Annotated in this window: 19 protein-coding genes, 1 tRNA gene and 1 pseudogene; 7 read left to right on the top strand and 14 right to left on the bottom strand. The window is 45.6% G+C overall.

The window, feature by feature from the left end; genetic code table 11:
- Positions 1 to 36 precede the first annotated feature (36 nt).
- The 3 genes from H7T88_RS01125 to H7T88_RS01115 all read left to right on the top strand — a co-directional run bounded on the left by H7T88_RS01125 (position 37) and on the right by H7T88_RS01115 (position 3,397).
- Positions 37 to 2,088 carry an LTA synthase family protein gene (locus tag H7T88_RS01125; protein ID WP_221786510.1) on the top strand — a complete coding sequence of 684 codons (2,052 nt, stop codon included), beginning with the start codon at positions 37 to 39 and terminating at the stop codon, positions 2,086 to 2,088.
- Positions 2,089 to 2,148: 60 nt separating this feature from the next.
- Positions 2,149 to 2,574, top strand: a complete 426-nt coding sequence (locus H7T88_RS01120) for a cytidine deaminase (protein ID WP_221786509.1) — start codon at positions 2,149 to 2,151, stop codon at positions 2,572 to 2,574.
- An 88-nt stretch (positions 2,575 to 2,662) separates the two neighbouring features.
- A complete protein-coding gene (locus tag H7T88_RS01115; protein WP_154958102.1) occupies positions 2,663 to 3,397 on the top strand; it encodes a DsbA family oxidoreductase in 735 nt (244 codons plus the stop codon).
- Positions 3,398 to 3,792: 395 nt separating this feature from the next.
- Here H7T88_RS01115 and H7T88_RS01110 read toward each other — a convergent pair whose 3' ends face one another.
- Both H7T88_RS01110 and H7T88_RS01105 read right to left on the bottom strand, forming a co-directional pair.
- Positions 3,793 to 4,623 carry an aldo/keto reductase gene (locus tag H7T88_RS01110; RefSeq protein ID WP_154958103.1) on the bottom strand — a complete coding sequence of 277 codons (831 nt, stop codon included), beginning with the start codon at positions 4,621 to 4,623 and terminating at the stop codon, positions 3,793 to 3,795.
- A gap of 129 nt (positions 4,624 to 4,752) precedes the next feature.
- Complete coding sequence (locus tag H7T88_RS01105) at positions 4,753 to 5,034, bottom strand: hypothetical protein (protein ID WP_221786508.1); 282 nt, start codon at positions 5,032 to 5,034, stop codon at positions 4,753 to 4,755.
- Positions 5,035 to 5,192: 158 nt separating this feature from the next.
- Between H7T88_RS01105 and H7T88_RS01100 the strand changes: the two genes are divergently transcribed.
- Positions 5,193 to 5,639 (top strand): hypothetical protein, encoded by a 447-nt coding sequence (locus tag H7T88_RS01100; protein ID WP_221786507.1) that lies wholly within the window; start codon positions 5,193 to 5,195, stop codon positions 5,637 to 5,639.
- A 58-nt stretch (positions 5,640 to 5,697) separates the two neighbouring features.
- On the opposite strand, the gene H7T88_RS01095 is transcribed toward H7T88_RS01100, so the two are convergent.
- The 9 genes and pseudogenes from H7T88_RS01095 to H7T88_RS01055 all read right to left on the bottom strand — a co-directional run.
- Positions 5,698 to 5,919 (bottom strand): YuzB family protein, encoded by a 222-nt coding sequence (locus H7T88_RS01095; protein ID WP_090920463.1) that lies wholly within the window; start codon positions 5,917 to 5,919, stop codon positions 5,698 to 5,700.
- 21 nt (positions 5,920 to 5,940) lie between these two features.
- Positions 5,941 to 6,243: a heme biosynthesis protein HemY gene (locus H7T88_RS01090; protein ID WP_090920458.1), complete on the bottom strand. Its 303-nt coding sequence runs from the start codon at positions 6,241 to 6,243 to the stop codon at positions 5,941 to 5,943.
- A gap of 314 nt (positions 6,244 to 6,557) precedes the next feature.
- Positions 6,558 to 7,790, bottom strand: a complete 1,233-nt coding sequence (locus H7T88_RS01085) for a M14 family metallopeptidase (RefSeq protein WP_423246113.1) — start codon at positions 7,788 to 7,790, stop codon at positions 6,558 to 6,560.
- 285 nt (positions 7,791 to 8,075) lie between these two features.
- A complete protein-coding gene (gene racE, locus H7T88_RS01080; RefSeq protein ID WP_312027569.1) occupies positions 8,076 to 8,885 on the bottom strand; it encodes a glutamate racemase in 810 nt (269 codons plus the stop codon).
- A gap of 223 nt (positions 8,886 to 9,108) precedes the next feature.
- Entirely contained in the window at positions 9,109 to 9,567 is a 459-nt protein-coding gene (locus tag H7T88_RS28995) for a YtxH domain-containing protein (RefSeq protein ID WP_221786506.1), read from the bottom strand.
- A gap of 185 nt (positions 9,568 to 9,752) precedes the next feature.
- On the bottom strand, positions 9,753 to 10,655 hold the full coding sequence (locus H7T88_RS01070; protein WP_221786505.1) for a DUF4261 domain-containing protein: 903 nt from the start codon (positions 10,653 to 10,655) through the stop codon (positions 9,753 to 9,755).
- Between the two features lie 17 nt (positions 10,656 to 10,672).
- Positions 10,673 to 11,128, bottom strand: coding sequence for a DUF86 domain-containing protein (locus tag H7T88_RS01065; RefSeq protein WP_221786504.1), 456 nt, complete (start codon positions 11,126 to 11,128; stop codon positions 10,673 to 10,675).
- A gap of 174 nt (positions 11,129 to 11,302) precedes the next feature.
- Positions 11,303 to 11,590: a Dabb family protein gene (locus H7T88_RS01060; protein WP_090920446.1), complete on the bottom strand. Its 288-nt coding sequence runs from the start codon at positions 11,588 to 11,590 to the stop codon at positions 11,303 to 11,305.
- Between the two features lie 316 nt (positions 11,591 to 11,906).
- Positions 11,907 to 12,299, bottom strand: a pseudogene (locus H7T88_RS01055) (phage holin family protein); the annotation flags it as partial.
- A 447-nt stretch (positions 12,300 to 12,746) separates the two neighbouring features.
- On the opposite strand from H7T88_RS01055, the gene H7T88_RS01050 reads away from it, so the two are divergent.
- Positions 12,747 to 13,343: a helix-turn-helix domain-containing protein gene (locus H7T88_RS01050; RefSeq protein WP_090920440.1), complete on the top strand. Its 597-nt coding sequence runs from the start codon at positions 12,747 to 12,749 to the stop codon at positions 13,341 to 13,343.
- A gap of 189 nt (positions 13,344 to 13,532) precedes the next feature.
- Positions 13,533 to 13,724, top strand: coding sequence for a hypothetical protein (locus tag H7T88_RS01045; RefSeq protein WP_154886637.1), 192 nt, complete (start codon positions 13,533 to 13,535; stop codon positions 13,722 to 13,724).
- A 65-nt stretch (positions 13,725 to 13,789) separates the two neighbouring features.
- On the opposite strand, the gene H7T88_RS01040 is transcribed toward H7T88_RS01045, so the two are convergent.
- Positions 13,790 to 13,874: transfer RNA gene (locus H7T88_RS01040), tRNA-Leu, on the bottom strand.
- 222 nt (positions 13,875 to 14,096) lie between these two features.
- On the opposite strand from H7T88_RS01040, the gene H7T88_RS01035 reads away from it, so the two are divergent.
- Positions 14,097 to 15,089, top strand: a complete 993-nt coding sequence (locus H7T88_RS01035) for a Gfo/Idh/MocA family protein (RefSeq protein WP_154886640.1) — start codon at positions 14,097 to 14,099, stop codon at positions 15,087 to 15,089.
- A gap of 72 nt (positions 15,090 to 15,161) precedes the next feature.
- Here the strand turns inward: H7T88_RS01035 and H7T88_RS01030 are convergent, their stop codons facing one another.
- Both H7T88_RS01030 and H7T88_RS01025 read right to left on the bottom strand, forming a co-directional pair.
- Positions 15,162 to 16,784 carry a sensor domain-containing diguanylate cyclase gene (locus H7T88_RS01030; protein WP_154886642.1) on the bottom strand — a complete coding sequence of 541 codons (1,623 nt, stop codon included), beginning with the start codon at positions 16,782 to 16,784 and terminating at the stop codon, positions 15,162 to 15,164.
- Positions 16,785 to 16,948: 164 nt separating this feature from the next.
- On the bottom strand, positions 16,949 to 17,683 hold the full coding sequence (locus tag H7T88_RS01025) for a spermidine synthase (RefSeq protein ID WP_154958109.1): 735 nt from the start codon (positions 17,681 to 17,683) through the stop codon (positions 16,949 to 16,951).
- Positions 17,684 to 17,694 lie beyond the last annotated feature (11 nt).

Raw genomic sequence — 17,694 nt, 5'->3', positions numbered from 1 at the left:
ATCATGAACAACTACATAAAAAAAGGGGGAAACATTATGGTTTTCACTCAGCCTATGCGAAGTTCCAGAACGCCCATGCTTCTGCGTCACCCATTGACGCTATATGTTATTTTCACGATACTGATCCTGCTTAAGCTGATGTTCCTGCATCACAATCTGAACGCGTATAACATTACCATGGGACTGCTTGACAAAGTGATTGCAGTTGGATCATTGTTGCTTCTGTCCTTCTGGGTCTGGTGGCTGCCTCGCAGGGGCATGATTGCTGCACTTACGATCCTTCACTTGTTTCTTACTGCACTCATCTATGCGGATATGGTCTATTATCGCTACTTTCAGGATTTCCTTACCATTCCTGTGCTCTTACAGGCACGACAGGTAGACGCACTTGGCGATAGCATTGCCACTTTAATCTATACCCGCGATATATGGTTTTTTGCCGATTTGTTCATTGTTATTCCGTGTGCAGCCTTAATGCTGTTCAGCAGACGTTATCGCTCAGGTCAACCGTCAGGGATGTACACAAGCAGTTCTAACGGTAGTTATAGCGGTTACTCCTTCACTTCTTCCATATCTCATAAAAAGCGTCTCCGTCGCCGTCTATTGGCAGGTGTCACAGCGCTCATTCTGGGATTGGGTCTTGGCGCCGGCCCTATATATTATTACAGCAAAACCTGGGCCAAGGGGCTGTTTGATAACAATTGGTGGAATGTATCCATGTACAACGTAACCGGATTGCTCGCTTTTCACGGCTATGATACGTACTCTTATGTCAAAAATAATATGGGTTCCGGCCCCGAAGCTGATCCGGCCGATATCCAGCAAGTTAAAGCTTATTTTGATGATCGACAAAAGTCGAATGCAGGACAGACCAGCCAGCCCTTATACGGAAAATATAAAGATAGCAACGTCATTATCGTGCAAGGTGAAGCTTTTATGAATTTTATGATTGGACAAAGCATTGGCGGGCAGGAAATCACCCCCCACTTCAATGAACTGATGAAAGAAAGCCAGTATTACAGCCACTTTTATCACCAGACTGGACAGGGCAGAACGTCAGATGCCGACTTCGGCGCCAACATCTCTCTGCACCCTCTTCCTGTAGGTTCAGCATTTGTGCGATACGCAGATCATATGTACGATTCGTTACCTTCCATTTTGAAGGAGCATGGCTATAGCACCAACGTATTCCACGCCTACGAGAGCGGGTTCTGGAACCGATATACGATGTATCAGAATATGAAATACGACAAGTTTTACAGCAAAAATGATTTCATAGAAGATGACCCGCTTGGCTGGTCTTTGTCGGATGTATCTTTTTTCCGGCAGTCCGTGGAGAAAATGAGTAATGAGGTGAAGGAACCCTTTTATTCATTCCTCATCACACTTAGCAGCCATCATCCCTACGCCTCTCTGCCTAAAGAGAAACAACAGCTGGATGTGGGTGAATTCCAGGGCACCATGTTCGGAAATTATCTGCAGTCTGTTCACTATGTGGATGCCGCACTCGGTGGTATGGTGGAGGATCTGAAGAATCGTGGACTATGGGACAAGACTATCTTCATGTTCTACGGTGACCATGACAACTCGATTAACGACAAAGCTCAATATGAGAAGTTTCTAGGCCGTGGGCTAAACGACCTTGATATGGCACAGATCATGAACGAAGTTCCACTGCTGGTACATTTACCTGACGGAGCTGAAGCCGGTACCTTTGATAAACCGTCAGGGCAGCTGGATATTACACCATCGGTGCTACATTTGCTCGGGATATCGGATGAATCCTATTATCACATGGGAAACAATGTGTACAACGACACGGAACGCACGGTAGTGCTACGCAACGGTTCGTTTACAGACGGTAAAGTATTCTATATTCCCTCGGATGATTATCTTTATGCCAACGGAGCCTGTTACGACCAATCCACTCACGAAAAGACGGATATTAACGCCTGCAAGGTTGGTTTTGAAACAGCCTCAAAACGTCTGCATGTGTCTGATACGATCATTACCTACGATCTGATACGTCAATTCCGTGAGGAGAAGGAACGTCCGGCAAACGAAACCGAGAGTTCTTCGGTAAAATAATCAGGTACAGAAAAACGAAATTAATATTAGACATACTCTATTATAAAGGAGCCTCATCTTATGACATCTAACATCCAAACACACGAAATTGAACAAAAACTCTTTGATGCTGCTACCGATTTTGTTAAAGAGCGGTACCCCCAAGGTTGGGGTGGGGCGGGCGCTGTATATACCGACGCCGGTTCTCTGCTCATCAGCGTAGCTCCAGAGGTCATCAACGATGCGGTGCATCTTTGCATGGAAACAGGCGCTTATCTGGAAGCTCATAAATTAAATGAGCGGGTAACCCACTCTCTCTGCGTAGCGCGCGATGACGAAAATACCGGATTCAAAGTGCTTACACCTTGCGGAATCTGCCAGGAACGCCTTTTTTATTGGGGAGGGGACGTCAAAGCAGCTGTATACGATCCGTCCGGACAACTTATTTTCAAAACATTAAATGAGCTTCAACCAAACCATTGGACAAAAGCTTACTCGAACGATTAAATTCGAATAACTTGCGAAAATTTGAAAGTCACTTTATAATTGTAACTATATTAGTTTCAATTAGGAACATAATGGAGGTTTTAAACCAATGAATATTGAAGTATGGTCTGATTTCATGTGCCCTTTCTGTTATATCGGCAAACGCCGTCTGGAAAACGTGCTGGAAAAATTCCCGCATCGGGATGAAGTAAAGTTGCAATTTAAAAGCTTTGAGCTCGATCCTAACGCAGAAGTGAACAGCGGAAAAACGAATGTAGATTATCTGACTTCCAAGTACAACATCAGTGAGGAACAAGCTCGCGGGATGAATGCACAGATGAATGCCAATGCTCGCACAGCAGGGCTCGAATATAATATTGATGCCATGATCCCAACAAACTCCTTCGCTGCTCATCGTCTGACTCACTGGGCAGATACTCAAGGTAAAGCCCTTGATCTGAGTGAGCGTTTGTTCCACGCCATCTTTATTGAAGGCAAACATGTTGGTGATCCTCAAGTGCTCGCTGATCTCGCCCAGGAGGTTGGTTTGGATCGCGAAGCTGCGGTTGCCGTTCTGTCTAGCGACCAATATACCGAGAACGTACGTGCTGATCAGGCAGAAGGCGCACAGCTCGGCATCCGGGGTGTTCCATTCTTCGTTCTCGATCGTAAATTTGCCGTTTCCGGAGCACAGCCCGACGATGTCTTCCTAGATGCTCTCCAAAAAGCATGGGATGAACGTTCCCCGTTCACCATTGTTGAATCGAACGATGCCGCATCAGATCGTAACGGTGTTTGCACAGAAGAAGGTTGCGAGGTTCCTCAGAACAAACCTTCTAACTAACATAAAAAAAGAAGCAGCAGATCATGGCTAAGCTCGTGATCTTGCTGCTTCTTTTTTTATGTTTACTGCAGGTGTCTTCCTCTTCATATCAGAAAAGTTAAAATCAGAACAAAACGGAGAAGCGAAGCCCTCCGTTTTGTCACTGCCCTCGCACTCCGAAGCTCCTTTTCCAAGTGACTCTCCTGTCCAACGTTGCTGCGGAGGGGGCGAAATCGATTCTGTAGAAGCGGAGCGTTCGCCTTTGTTTTCGAATTTCAACCTTTAAAAAATTTCAATCGAGGAAATTCGAAAACAACAGCGATCAAAAAAACGATTCGTCACCGGAGCTTCCACCAACGCCCCCCATAGCTCCCACCAACGTTCATACTTATTTAACCGGAAAATGAGCTTCGTCCTCAATCCCAGAATAGCTGATCCGGATGTGGTCCTGTCCGTTTGTCCGAATCGAGCGCATCAATCTGTCTCAACTCATCTGGTGTCAGTTCAAAATCAAAGATATCTGCGTTCTCGCGAATCCGCTCAGGTGTCACCGATTTAGGAATCGTCACAATCTGATTCTGGATATCCCAGCGTAGAATAATCTGAGCCGGTGTTTTGCCGTATTTCTGAGCCAATCCCTTCAAGGTAGATTCCTGATTTAACTTCCCTTTCATGATGGGACTCCATGCCTCAAGTTGAATGCCTTGGGCCCCGCAGAAGTCCTGCAGTTCCTGCTGAATCAGTCCCGGATGTAGTTCCACCTGATTGACCGCAGGCACCGTACCACCTTCATCTATAAGATCGCGCAGATGATGTACCTGAAAATTACTTACACCGATCGCACGCACACTTCCTTCGCTATACAGACGTTCAAAAGCTCTCCACGTCTCTTTATATTGATCCCGGCCTGGCCAGTGAATCAAATATAGGTCAATGACATTTAAACCAAGTTTCTTCTGGCTGGCTTCGAACGCTCTAAGCGTCGAATCATAACCTTGATCATCATTCCAGAGCTTCGTCGTTACGAATAGTTCGTTACGGGCTACACCACTACTCGCAATGGCTTGTCCCACTTCCTCCTCATTGCCATAAACGGACGCGGTATCAATGCTGCGATACCCTACTTCCAGAGCGGTCTCTACCGCCTGTTGTACTTCTTTACCCTTTGCCTTATAAGTCCCGATTCCAAGCCATGGCATTGTCACTCCGTTGTTCAGAATTGTGCAATCTGTAATATGTTTAGTCATCCTGTACCTCCCGTATTGATTTTTGCCTGCTCTCGGTCTATTAACCTTCTGACAGAATTTTAAGCGCTGGAAAAAACCAAAAACCTGCAGACCATCACGGCCTGCAGGTTACGGTGTAACAGGAACAGTTTATTTCTTCCCTTGCCTGTGCTGATTCTGGAGTGAGTGTAACCTCTGCTTCTCCTCAATGAACATTTCCTGCGCTAACTCGAAACCCTGTCCACCCAGTGACAACTCTGCTTGCTTCATCGCCTGCTCGGTATGAGCCAGCCGCTGCTCTGCCTGCACAATGGTCTGTGCATTCGGATGGGACATGGCCTGGGATACAGCATAATGAAGCTTGTTCACCGCATTTTGCGCCTGAGATACCGTTGTACCCGCTTGCAAACTGGAATCATAACGCTTGGGCATGAGTTATTCCTCCTCGGAATCATATTCCTGTCACCTTGTTAGCATGGATTGCATAGAGAAGACTTATTCTTTTTTTGAAAATTTGTTCAAACTTTATGCCTCCAAGATACGTTAAAAGAGCAGAAGGTTGTAAGATCAAAAAAATGGAGGAATGCTGATTGAGCACAAAAGGGATTCGTATAGGCCTCCTAACCGTTTCATTGCTATCCGTTCTGTTACTCTTATTTTTTATTTTTTGGACGCAGCGCTTCACAAACTCCACGTATGAGATCAAAGGATACGTCTCTTCATCGTTGCATAAGGATATCCCCGTGCCTGCCAATGCCAAACTCATTGAATCCGCGGCTTATTCCGATCACCCCACACAATCTCGGAGCGAAACGTATGAACTGAAACACATCGGTGGTGAACAAGGACTATATCCACCTGAAGATTATTTTCAAAAGTTACATGAGGTCGGTTGGACGGAACTGAAGGACGAGCAGATGGGCAATGTGCATATTCTTAATAAAGACGACGTTCGCATCGCCATTGAAATTCAGGAGGACACCTTCCAAATATTTTTGCTCCATTCGGATCGGGATCGTCATCAAAACTTGGGCTAAAACAAAATGCAACGCAAAAGGAGAGGCTTCTGCCCCTCCTTTTCAGGTAGCTATTCGGTTATTTGATGAACTTGGAAACCTTCGTAAGTACTTCTTCTTCCGTTGGAGCACTGATGTATCGGCCGTTGATGAAAACAAAAGCACGCTTCGCACATGGGCCGCAATAAGATTTACAACCGATCTTGATTTCTGTGCCTGGAGCCATCTTCTCCAGCTTAGGCACAATGGATTTCAATCGGATGTGATTACATTTTTCGCATACGCGGATATCGTTAGCCATGAGTTCCCCTTCTTCGCTCCCTTAGTGGTCGCCGTGGTTGCCTTTGGATGGATTCGTGATCACAAATCCTTCTTGTGGCAAGTAGAGGTAATCAATTTTCACGCCATCCAGCATAGGTTGTCCATTTTCCAAAATAACGTCGATGCCCTTATCTGTAGATACTACAGTGTCATTATCTCCTGGCGTATCCAGGTCAAGACCGTAATGCGCATGGTCTCCGTGTGCATGTGTAATCACAACACGCAATAGTTTACCTTCATTCTCCGGCTTGTCCAGTTCAAGCTTCAACACTTTCGCTGCGTTACGAGTGATTTTGCAGTTCATTCAATTCATCTCCTATATTATCATTGCTGGTTTCAACAATTTCAGCATTCATTTTAAACTCCAGCATCTATTGTAAAGAAAGTTACAGCTAATCGCAATAACATTGATGCGAAAATGACATGAAGTCATATTTTCGACACGACCTCGAGATGTTGTTTTGTCCACCAGTACTGGATATTTGCATTCAACTCGGCTGACAAACCAATTCATCAGAATCAGGATTATTAAGGTTGGATTTACAAAGATAAAAAACGAGCGCCGCTTCAGCGCCCGTTCCGGTTATATGTCTGGACGATCGTTTCGTTTCATGCCCGCTAACCTGAGGCACCTGCCTCACGCTCTCCATGGGATAACAATTCTGCCAGCAGCATGCCCACTTCCACACAAATGTCATCAAATTGCTCCACTGGTAGCGGGTTCACTCCCAGACCCACCTCTACGGTGAAGCCAGGCTTGCCGAACGCTTGAATAAACCAATCTTTATAACCAGCATCACTACCACCAAGTTTTACGGCTTTATACCCGGACGCTTTGGCTAGCTTACGCGACAATGGTGCACTCTCTCTCGGCTCCAGATCCCGATAATTCCAATAGATTTCTTGACCTTGGCTATGCAGGGATACCACTGCAGCAAATGCATGTTCCTGCGTCCACTGTGCAAGCGCCTGAGCCTCAGGTTCTGTTAGCGGAGCCGTGCCCGCATAATCCCTTGGACCAGGCGAAAAAACACTTCTGCGCGCAACCTCCTCGTCCCAGTGAGCCGGAAACTGATCATTAAGATCCACACCTCTGATGTTCGCTTTCCAATGTGTAAAGTGTGGTCGTCCTCCATTCCACGCAAGTAATTCAGAAGCATACTTATGATGATTCACTACACCTTCCTGAACTAGCTCTACTCCGTCCGGGTTCACCATGGGCACCGCCCATAAGGACGTCTCTTGCATCCAGCGCTGCGGATCATAGGAGTGCCACAGCGAGTCCAAGGAATACGCCTCAGCGTATTCTTCAATAAACCTCATTAGAACTGGCGTGGTTAACCATTCATTGGCGTGAACCGATGCATTCACATGGATATGGCGGGGGCCTTGCCCGATTCGCACATAAGGTAATGTTTTTCCCATCACACTTGTACCGATCTCTCCCGATTTCACGCAGGAATAGCGTGCTTCCAATCGCTGTATATCTCTGATCAATTCACGATATCCATATTCACCCTCAATGTTCACGATGGTTTTCCCACCAGCCTGAGGAATATTTATACAGCATCCACCCCAATCCTTCACCTTGGAGATTTCGGGATTACTCTCACGAAGCTGTTCTTCCGATAATGCAAAACGTTCTGCCGTTTCCTGCACCGTTTCTCCCGGTGGTACCGCATATCTGCGTCCGGTTCCAGGCATCACACGTAACATCTGACCGGCAAGTAGATAAGGCTGCGCTGTAGCTTCGGGGTTCAGCGCACACAACAATGCATTAGTCATGCGATATGCCGAAGCAATTCGCGGTAACGTGTCACCTGTTTTCACGATAATCCATTGCAGTTCCATGTTGTTCTCCCTTCCACAGGTCGGATTCTCCCAATTGATTCTCCTTTATTCGTACCTGTATTATCGTATGCAAGCCCGGTTGTCCGTCATGTGACATCGTTCGCAGACTTCTATGTTATGTTAGATATTCTAGCCACCAGAGCAGAGTTGGAGCGTGCCTAAGAAATATATAAAAGCCCGAACCTTAACAGGTCCGGGCACCGAAGCAAAATTACATAGATGAATGCAGGCTTAATCCTATTTTTATCCCATATAATGATGATTACTAATACATTCCGACAGCGATTACGACAACTGCGTGACCTGCCAGACGACAGGTGTCTTGGAAATCTGCTCTCCCAGCCATTGTTTCGTAATATTCTGGAACATACGCGGATCACCAGTACAGAAAAACTGATGCACAGGCGTTTCATCTCCGCTTGCCAGCTTGCGTTTATCATATAAGATGGTACTGATTTCTCTCGCTGTTTCATCGGCTGAGCTGATGAGCTTTACATCCTGGCCCATGACATCCTGAATGGTATCCATCAGAAACGGATAATGCGTGCAACCAAGAATCAGACAGTCAATAGGCTCTCTTTTAATTTCTCCGAGCGCTTGATCCACCGTATACGTTGTGTGTTCGGAACGAAATTCGCCTTTCTCCACCAACGGCACCAGTGCAGGACAAGCCTGGCTGACCACATCGACATAAGGAGACAGCTGCTTGAGTGCCGACGTATACGCACCACTTCCGATCGTACCCACAGTCCCAATCACACCGATGCGGCCTGTACGTGTTGCCATAATGGCTGCCCTTGCACCAGGATGGATCACTCCAATGACAGGAACATCCACCTTGGTCCGGATATATTCCAGTGCGGCGGCTGTCGCCGTATTGCAGGCGATCACAATCACTTTCGGATTAAACTGAATCAAAAATTCAACGATTTGCTCCGTAAATTGTTTCACTTGTTCGGACGAACGGGGTCCGTACGGTGTCCGGGCAGTGTCCCCAAAATAAATGATCTTTTCCCGCGGGAGTTGACGCATCACTTCCTTCGCAACGGTCAATCCCCCTACACCGGAGTCTAATATAGCAATAGCTTGCTGCACGAACACACCGCTTCCTTCTTCATTAAATTCATTCTGATCTTCCATACTAAAAAAGCTTTCTACCTACCCTATGATATTTCCGGCAAAAAGGTACCTACATCTTACCCGATTTCATCACCGGGTTCAAATTTAAGTCATTGAATCCTGTTGTCATGCATAGCATGAGCACACAACAAAGCAGGCTTTCCACCGGATTGGGGAAAGCCTGCTAAACCCGCATTGCTTAGTTTTCGTCTTTGGACTCATCGGTAGTAAGCTTGACAATATTTTCGTTCCCCTGCTCTGTTGGTACCAATTTCAAGCCTTGAGTTTGTCCTGAATCCTCTACTTGATCTTGAACCTGGATCTCAGGCTGGACATGCCCCTGTACTCCTTCAGCTTTATCCGCATCTGCAATTGCAGCGGATATCCGGATTTCTTTACCATCCGAAGAGCAACGCCAGGACTGGATATCCTTAATAACTACATCCGCCGTTTCCTTCACTTTGGATACGATCTGTGAGCTTTGCTCTCCCACTTTTACAGCCAGTTCTTGACCTTTATCCGTAACTTGACGAGCACCCTCGGAAATATCCTGACGCAATTCACGTCCTGATTTTGGTGCAAGCAGCAGTGCAGTGACCGAACCAACGACGGAGCCGATTAAAGCCCCCCACAACAAGCTTTTATTCGAATCTTTCATGATCCATCTCTCCTCTTCAATGGGTTAGACATCGGTTTATGAAACAACGATAGGATCTGTTCATCTGGGCCAATGCCTACTCTGTTCATGCATTATAAGCAGGATGGGCTTGACCTGACACTCTGGAGTGAAAAAAAAACGGAACAAACGCATCTCTGGGTTAAGATACCCATCCTCATTCTTTTTTACCGAACTGTCTGAGGCGCGGGTACAGCATGCTCTTCTCCCGGGTTCAGATCTACGACGTATCTCCCTGGTGCAATTAAAGCAAACTGATGCTCACAGCGCCAGCGCTGTCCACCAGATGAGCCCAAGGTCTGACCATCCTGCAATACATCTCCCTGATCAAATATGTAATACGCAGCACCCAGAAGTGTCTGAGCCACCGTATCGGGGTCAAGTCCAGTAAAGTGACATTGCACATCAGGTACGCCAAGCGCAGATAAACCTACGGTATCCATAACCAGTTCTCGCTGTTGCTCCGTACCTCCCGCTTGATACATCCGCACATTCATCGCAGCATAGAGATGCTCCTCGCGTTCCTGGGATTGAATGTAAGCATCAGGTTCAACCAGTTTGTCACTGCCGTACCAGTAAAGCGCATCACAATCCAGTGTGTCCTGCACAGCCAGCACCGTTTTCTGGAACAAGTCCAGACGCTGTTTACGCGGCATGGCAGCAGTAAACATATCATGAATCCGAATGGAATAACGGGCAGAAGCTATAGCTTCTCCTGCTTCAGGCCAGTGCCATGCTTGCTGCAAAGCCCCCGCAAAACGTGTACGGTCCACAATTTCATGTACGGGTAGCAAGCAAGTCTGAGCGGGGATGCTACCTTCCTGAAAGGAAACCTTATGTTCCATATGGTAGAACACCATCATCTCCTGCGTTCCCTGTTCCTTCTCTTCCTGTTTTACATCCAGTCTCCCTTGTCCCGTTCGATGGATGAGCGCCTCCTGTAACACATGCCGATTCACATCTGGCTTTTCATTAAACAGGAACTCCACCATGTACACGGGGTGAAATCCTGATGACATTTCATCGCTTTCCCGCTTCCCTTGATCTGTCCCTTTCGAATCTTTCTCCATACAGCTTCCCTCATTCCTTACTCTCTCACTTGGCCTTCATTTCCCTGAAAAGGTCCAAGTTCTTTTTCCACATAAGTGCTTACCTGGCCGGAGAACTGTTCAAGCACATCCGGCAAGGCTGCACTAAGTGGATTCAACACGGTTCGCTGCCAGCTGTAATAATCTTGCACAAGCGGTTTACGCAACGTAACGAGTTGACGCAAAACCCCGTATGTTGATTCATCAAATACGCTCTCTTCATAATTAATCTGAATAATATCATCGTAACTGCTTGCATCTCTCATAATGAAACCATCAATGAGATAACTGCCCACATCAGTCACAATCTCAACGGCAAGATGCAAACATCGTTCTTGCACCATCCCCAATACCAGACCACCATCCCAGGCCTGTACAACCTGCCGAAGCCCTTCAGCAACTTCCGGTATCGCGTCAAGCCGGCGAGCGATCTGCTCCCTATTCACATAATACATTCATTCACTTCCCGTTCAGTGAGTTATCGGTTTCGTTTCCCTCTGCGCTTAAGCCAGAAGATCATAACAGGGCAAGCGATCAGAAACACAACAAAAATATATAGAAATTCCATAACGTCTCTTAAATCGCTCATGCAGATTCCCCTTCAAATCCAGAATAGAATGTGTAAAACCTTAGATCACATAGTCAACAGCAATGGATTGTTCTCTCACTTCGTTCATGTACTTGATGACATCCTGATGGAGTGGGTGAACCTGATACGCCTGAAGATCTTCCAGCGAAGCAAACTCCGCTGTCAGTGAAATGTCGAATGATCTGTCCGAACGCAGTACATCGATACCCACCTCAAGGGACATGAGAACATCGATTTTGCCTTCCAGATTACGCAGAACCTGGGCAGCCGCCTCAACGCTTTCTGCAGAGCGATCTTTCATTTTGAACAGGACAATATGCTTAATCATCTTGGTAAACACCTCGTTTGGATTAATAACTAGAACTATTAGCTATGTTTCGTGTATCCAAAATATATCATATCACCGTCTATTACGAAAGGATGCTTTGTATGCGTTTCCCGAACAACAATAATATTCCCCCAGGCTAATCCTTCGTTGAATCCGACTGCCGATCAGAAGACACTCCCCCATTCTCAACCCTTTTCTCCTGACCTTGAACAGTTTGAACATCTTCTTTTGATTGAACCTCTTCTTTTACTGGAGAAGGGATAGCGGAATTTGGCTTAGGCATGTTCCATTCCCGGTCAGGCAGACTGCTCTGTTCCTCCTGTTTCTTAAGTACCGCGATAGCCTGTCTGAGCTTGGCAGGTAAAGGCAATCCAATTTTGGCATAATTCTCTGTGATTGAGATCAATTCATTGACCAAGTAAAAATAAATTGCTCCTCCCTTAATAATATCGGTCCCCATAATCAGATCAATACGGTGAGCAAGCAGAACAACGGTCAGCATTAGCCCTTTTCGTGCAAGTCCCCAGAAGCCAATATTACTGTTCAATCCCGTTCCCGTTCTCACAGCTGCCGCCAGACCTGTAACATAATCAATAGCCATAGCGATCGCAAGCAGACTAAGTAGCTGATCCCACCCGCCAAAAGCGAACGTCACAACCGCTCCCGAAATAGCAGTAACCGAACTCACCGCTGGGCTCACGTTCCTCACCTCTCCCTTGTTCTTTCTTGTTTGAACACCCTACAATATATGTGAGAATGAGAGATTGTGATCGTTCATCTGTCTTGCTGAACATGCGGATTTATCATTTCAGATTTGTGCACTTTTTTGGTTTGAACACCAAAAGTAGATTTACAAATGTAGTAGGAGTTCAGGGGAAAAACAGCATGAAATCAACAAAAATAACACAAAAGTTCTAAAGACCTATTAGTGGGTAAATAGAACTAATTAATTTGTAATCTCGTACAATTCATTCCATCTTTTTTAGTGAATCATTGTAATCTAGGAATATACTAGGATGTGTTTCGCAAGAGGTCTAGTTCGTAGTTCCCTCTTTCATGTAGAATGACGCACAAGCGGTTTTCAAACCAGTAATTGCGGCACTTGAAAGTACCCCTTTATTTATTGTAGTATTTGGTTAAAAAAATCGGAGGAAATATGCCTAATCAACCAGAACAACATTCCATCCAGGCGTGGTCTCTGATCAACCGTAAATATTTGGGAAAAGGTGTCCGTGTTAAACGGTTCCGCAAACCGACACGCTGTCAAATCCGCAATCGTGTTCTTCTTGCCGTGCTGATGGCCAACGATATTAAATTGTCTCAGCTCGCTGAAGACCTCTCGATCTCCTCACGCAGTGTAAGCGCGTGGGTGTATGAAGGGCGAATACCCGGCAGTACCAATCTGGACAAAACTTGTCAGTTGCTTGGCTACCCGCGACATATTCTTTTTAATGAAGAGGTCGTGCGCAACAGTCCTGTCATCTGTCAACCCGAGCCTTCCCGCTTTATGAAGCGGACGGTAACCCGCTCTCCAGTGAGTAACCGTATTTTGACAGGCCTGTGTATGGTCCATGATTTGTCGGTGACAGATGTCAGCCACTGGATCGGGGTTCATCCCGGCACTTTCCGCAAATGGCTGCATCAGGGAACGCTGCCTTCTGCCGCGTTTCAGGAACAAGCGGAACAATTTTTCCGCATCCCGAAAACTATTCTGTTCGCAGATGTCATTCTTAAGGATCGTCGTAATCAATAAAACAGCGAACAGCCAAAAGGCTCTGCGCCCTCTCCCGGGGGCCAGAGCCTATTTTAGTTGGATACGCCAAGATGATGAACGATGCATAATTTACCTGAAAAGACCACAAAATGAAACTGTGTAGCGAGCGGATTATTGCATTACAAAAATGGACCACTCCATACTCTATTTTAGAAGCAGGTGAATACAATGAAGTCATTCAAACATCTGGGGGTCGCCTTGGGCTTTCTCGCTGGAACCACCTTTGGTAGTGGAATTGCGTTTTTGTTTCGTTTCTCGCCCGTTCAATTAATGCTCAGTGTTGCTCTATTCGGTTTAGCTGGTATCCTTTCAGGATTGCTGACCAGTAAAATTTGGTATAACCAGATTCAGGAGCATTAAGGAAAAAGCAAACGAAAAAAGGTTTGTACATTGCCCATTCGGGCAACATACAAACCTTTTTGTTATGCGGTCGAGAGGACTCGAACCTCCACGGGGGGTTAGCCCACACGGACCTGAACCGTGCGCGTCTGCCAATTCCGCCACGACCGCATATTATGTATCTCTTCATCATCGATGAAAAGTATATCCGGTGAAACAATTCCTTGTTTTACCGTAATTCAGAGTATACATGTTACATTTTTATATTGCAACAACTTTTTTAATCCCTTAGAGGGACATATGTCCTTTTCTCACTAATTCAAACCACATATGTTTATCAATAGTAATTTTATAATGACATAAAGCACATATACCAATGAAGGGGACTTTCATTTGCTGAATTCAAAACTATGTTTTATCGGAGCCGGATTCCATGCCTCCACGAATATTTACCCTGCAGCGATCGAAGCGGGTGCAACCATTCAGGCTGTGGCTACAAGGAATCTTGAACGATCTAGGGCGGCCCTGCTTCGCTTTGGCAGTTCAGGTCAAGCCTATGATCATGCCGGCCAGATGCTGAAGCAGGAAACCTGTGACGGAGTCGTCGTCGTTGCTCAGCCAGTGGATCAAACCAAACTTGTGCTGGAATGCATTGAGGCAGGTAAACATGTCTATGTGGACAAACCACTTGGCTGGACTGCAGAAGAAGCCGCTAAGGTGGCCCAAGCAGCAGATCAGGGTGCTGTTGTGGTCATGGTCGGTTTTATGAAACGATATGCTCCGATCTATCAAAAACTCAAGACACTCATTGATGAGAGAACACTCGGTAAAGTGCGCTCGTTCCAGATGAAATTTGCCGTAGATAGCACGCCTTTTTGTGAAAATGAAGAACAGTTTATGAAACTTGCTGCCATACATATGGTGGATCTCATGCGTTATTTGTTTGGCGAAGCTATGCAAGTAACAGGAACGACTGTAAGAGATGGAAAACATATTAACCAGAGTATTTCCTTGATTTTTGATGAAGGTGTCACGGGCAGTGCCTATTTTACAGGGATGAGTGCATGGTCACGTGAAAGCGAAAGTGTGCTGGTTACTTTTGAGCATGGATTCGCTCTAGCCGATGAGATCACCAAACTTACAATACATGAATCTCATAAAGGGGATCTTCTTCCATGGAAGTCTCTTGAAGAACACGATTCGTTATATACTCCTTCCGGCACCCCAATGTCTGGAGCTTATAGGGATCTTTATCTGCGTGGCTTTGTAGGTGAAATGAGACACTTTATGTCCTGTTGCCAGACGGGGGCCGTTCCACTCTCAAGCGCTCGCGATAATGTTAGCACAATGGCTTTATGTGACCGAATCCTGTCATCTTTCATATAGAAACAAACAGAAACAGACCCTGTTCATAAGGGTCTGTTCGTATTTTTCCGTATTCTCTGTTCTTCTGTGCTACTATTTTGCTTTTTCCACCGTCTGAATGATGACGGTTCTATTGCGTCCCTCTTCTTTGGCCAGATAGAGCGCATTATCTGCCAGATGAAACAATTCTGTTTCCGAACGGGAATGCATTGGAAACTCAGCAATGCCTGCAGATATCGTAACGGTACGATCAACAGCCAATATACTTTCTTCAACTGAAATCCGAATGCGCTCAGCTATCTCATACGCCTTCTTGGAATCGTAATCCCTTAACAGTACAACAAACTCTTCACCGCCAAACCGAAAACAAACATCCTCAGGCCTTACAGACATCTGAATCAACTTCGCGATCTGTTTCAGTACCTCATCTCCGGTCGAATGACCATAGGTATCATTAATTAACTTAAAGCGGTCTATATCGAGAACAATGATTGCAAATGGATTCTCATCATGAGTCCATGCCTGAATCACTTCCTCAAAGGTTCTGCGATTATTCAAACCAGTTAATACGTCCGTTCTTGCATCATACACCAACTGATCCGTCTTGTTTCTGAAACTTGTCATCGCTCCAAGCACCGCTCGAGTAAGCAGATCGGCTTCCCTGTTCCAATGCGGCTTCACGACAGGTAACTCCACCTGCCCTTTGTCTACTTGTTGCACAAGATCAGCCAAGAATACAAACGGATGTACCAGCTTCCGGGCAACTCTTAACACAATTAGAGTCAACAATATAAAGGGTACCGCTATGTATAGCAACAACAGTCCGATCTGACGGTTTAACTGATCATATACGATTTGGGTTGGCGATACGACAACCACTCCCCAGTTGGTTGCTGGAACTTTGTAATATCCGGCAAGCGTATTAACCCCATCCAAATTCGTATATTGCTCTTGTCCCGTCTGATTTTTGATCAGTTTCTGCACCACTGTATTGGCTCTAATATCTCTGCCAATTCGGCTGACGTTGGGATGAAAAAGCAACGTTCCCTTATGGTCAACTATAAAAAAGTATGTTCCGTTGTCGGTTTTAAGTTGACTCCCAAACGACAAATCGAGTATATTATTTTCCTGCAAATAGATACTCCCACTAATCATGCCTTTGTATTTTCCCATTGGATCAACAATTGGTTCACTGAGAAAAACAATTCTACGATTCGTTCGCGGTGTCACGTAAGCATCTGATATGTATGAGGCTTTGGATTTGATCGCCGCTTTGGCCGCCTCGGAGCTCACATGTGTACCAATACTGGCCTGAGAATACGGTGACCTCGACAGCACAAGCCCCATCTGGTCTGCCAAGACTACAGCGTTAAAATAATCACTGCTATTATGGATGAGATCCAGCGTAGTGTTCAGTTTCTCCTTATCATTGAAATCGACATTTTTAAAATGTGCGGCTCCATACTTTAAGCTTTTTTTCATGGATTCAAATAAGGAGTTTAACGTTTGACTCATCTGTACAGCACTCGCATAGTTAACAGAAAGAGTATTGTTAATAAGAGACTGTTTCTGCGTGGTATACGAGGTAATCACCATAATGGTTAGCGTCATCAATACGGAGATTGTAACGAATCCACCAAGTAATGCGGTCAGACTGACTTTTTTGAACTTCTTTACTTTTCTGCGTAATCTGGATTTTTTTTTATTTGCAATCATTTTGCTTCCCCCGGATTTTCATAAAAAAGCATACCTATATCATCATATAATAAAGTTGTTAAGAAACAATGAAGAAATGACGTATATTAACTTTGAATTTATAGGATTGACGAATTTATGACAAAATAACGCATCCGGGGAATAAGCGAATCCTCTTCATCTATTTACCCTTCAATGACATAACCCTCTTCCAGGTTTTGCTCCACAAAGCCCGCCATATACCGCACCTGAACATCAATTGGGCGAAGACTTCCCATCAATATGCGATTCTGAACGTCATTAGGCTCGGCCGGAAGTGCAAAGGCACGTACATAAGGGAATTCTATTCCAAGCGTTGTGTAGATTGCGTTGACAAGCTGATCGTTACCACAACGTCCAAACACATTAAGCAGCACAGCACCACCTGCATACAGTTTGTCTTTTGCCATGTAAAAAAAAGAACGGTTCGTAAACTGCTCTGGTGTGCCCGTTGCCGTAAATGCATCTATAACGATATAATCGTACGTCCCAGCCTGTTCCCGTTCCAGCAGTTCCCGACCATCCCCCACCAGGACAGGGGACCCTTTGTATCCAAAAAAGTGCTGACTGATTTCCACAACCTCCGCATCCAACTCCGCTACCTTAACTTGTCGATCGGACAAATAAGAAGGGATTGTGCCAATACCCTGCCCCACGACGAATACGCGATTGTAATGCGGGTTATTTCGCTCCATCAGATGTAGCATAGCCCTCGGGTACTCCAGAACAATTCTGGAAGGTTGCTCTACATCGATCGCACCCTGCACGGCATCATTAGAGAACTGCAATACACGAAAATGTCCTTTTTCCCCGTAAAGCCTTTTCGTCTCGTACACCGTCAATTCATGCTGCTCACTTTTATTCCGGTATAGTACTCTCAACTTCCTGCTCC

It is taken from the genome of Paenibacillus cucumis (ex Kampfer et al. 2016), assembly GCF_019748695.1.
Lineage (GTDB): Bacteria > Bacillota > Bacilli > Paenibacillales > Paenibacillaceae > Paenibacillus > Paenibacillus polysaccharolyticus.
The sequence above is the reverse complement of the archived record's forward strand: the minus strand, read 5'-3'. Positions and strand labels throughout refer to the sequence as shown.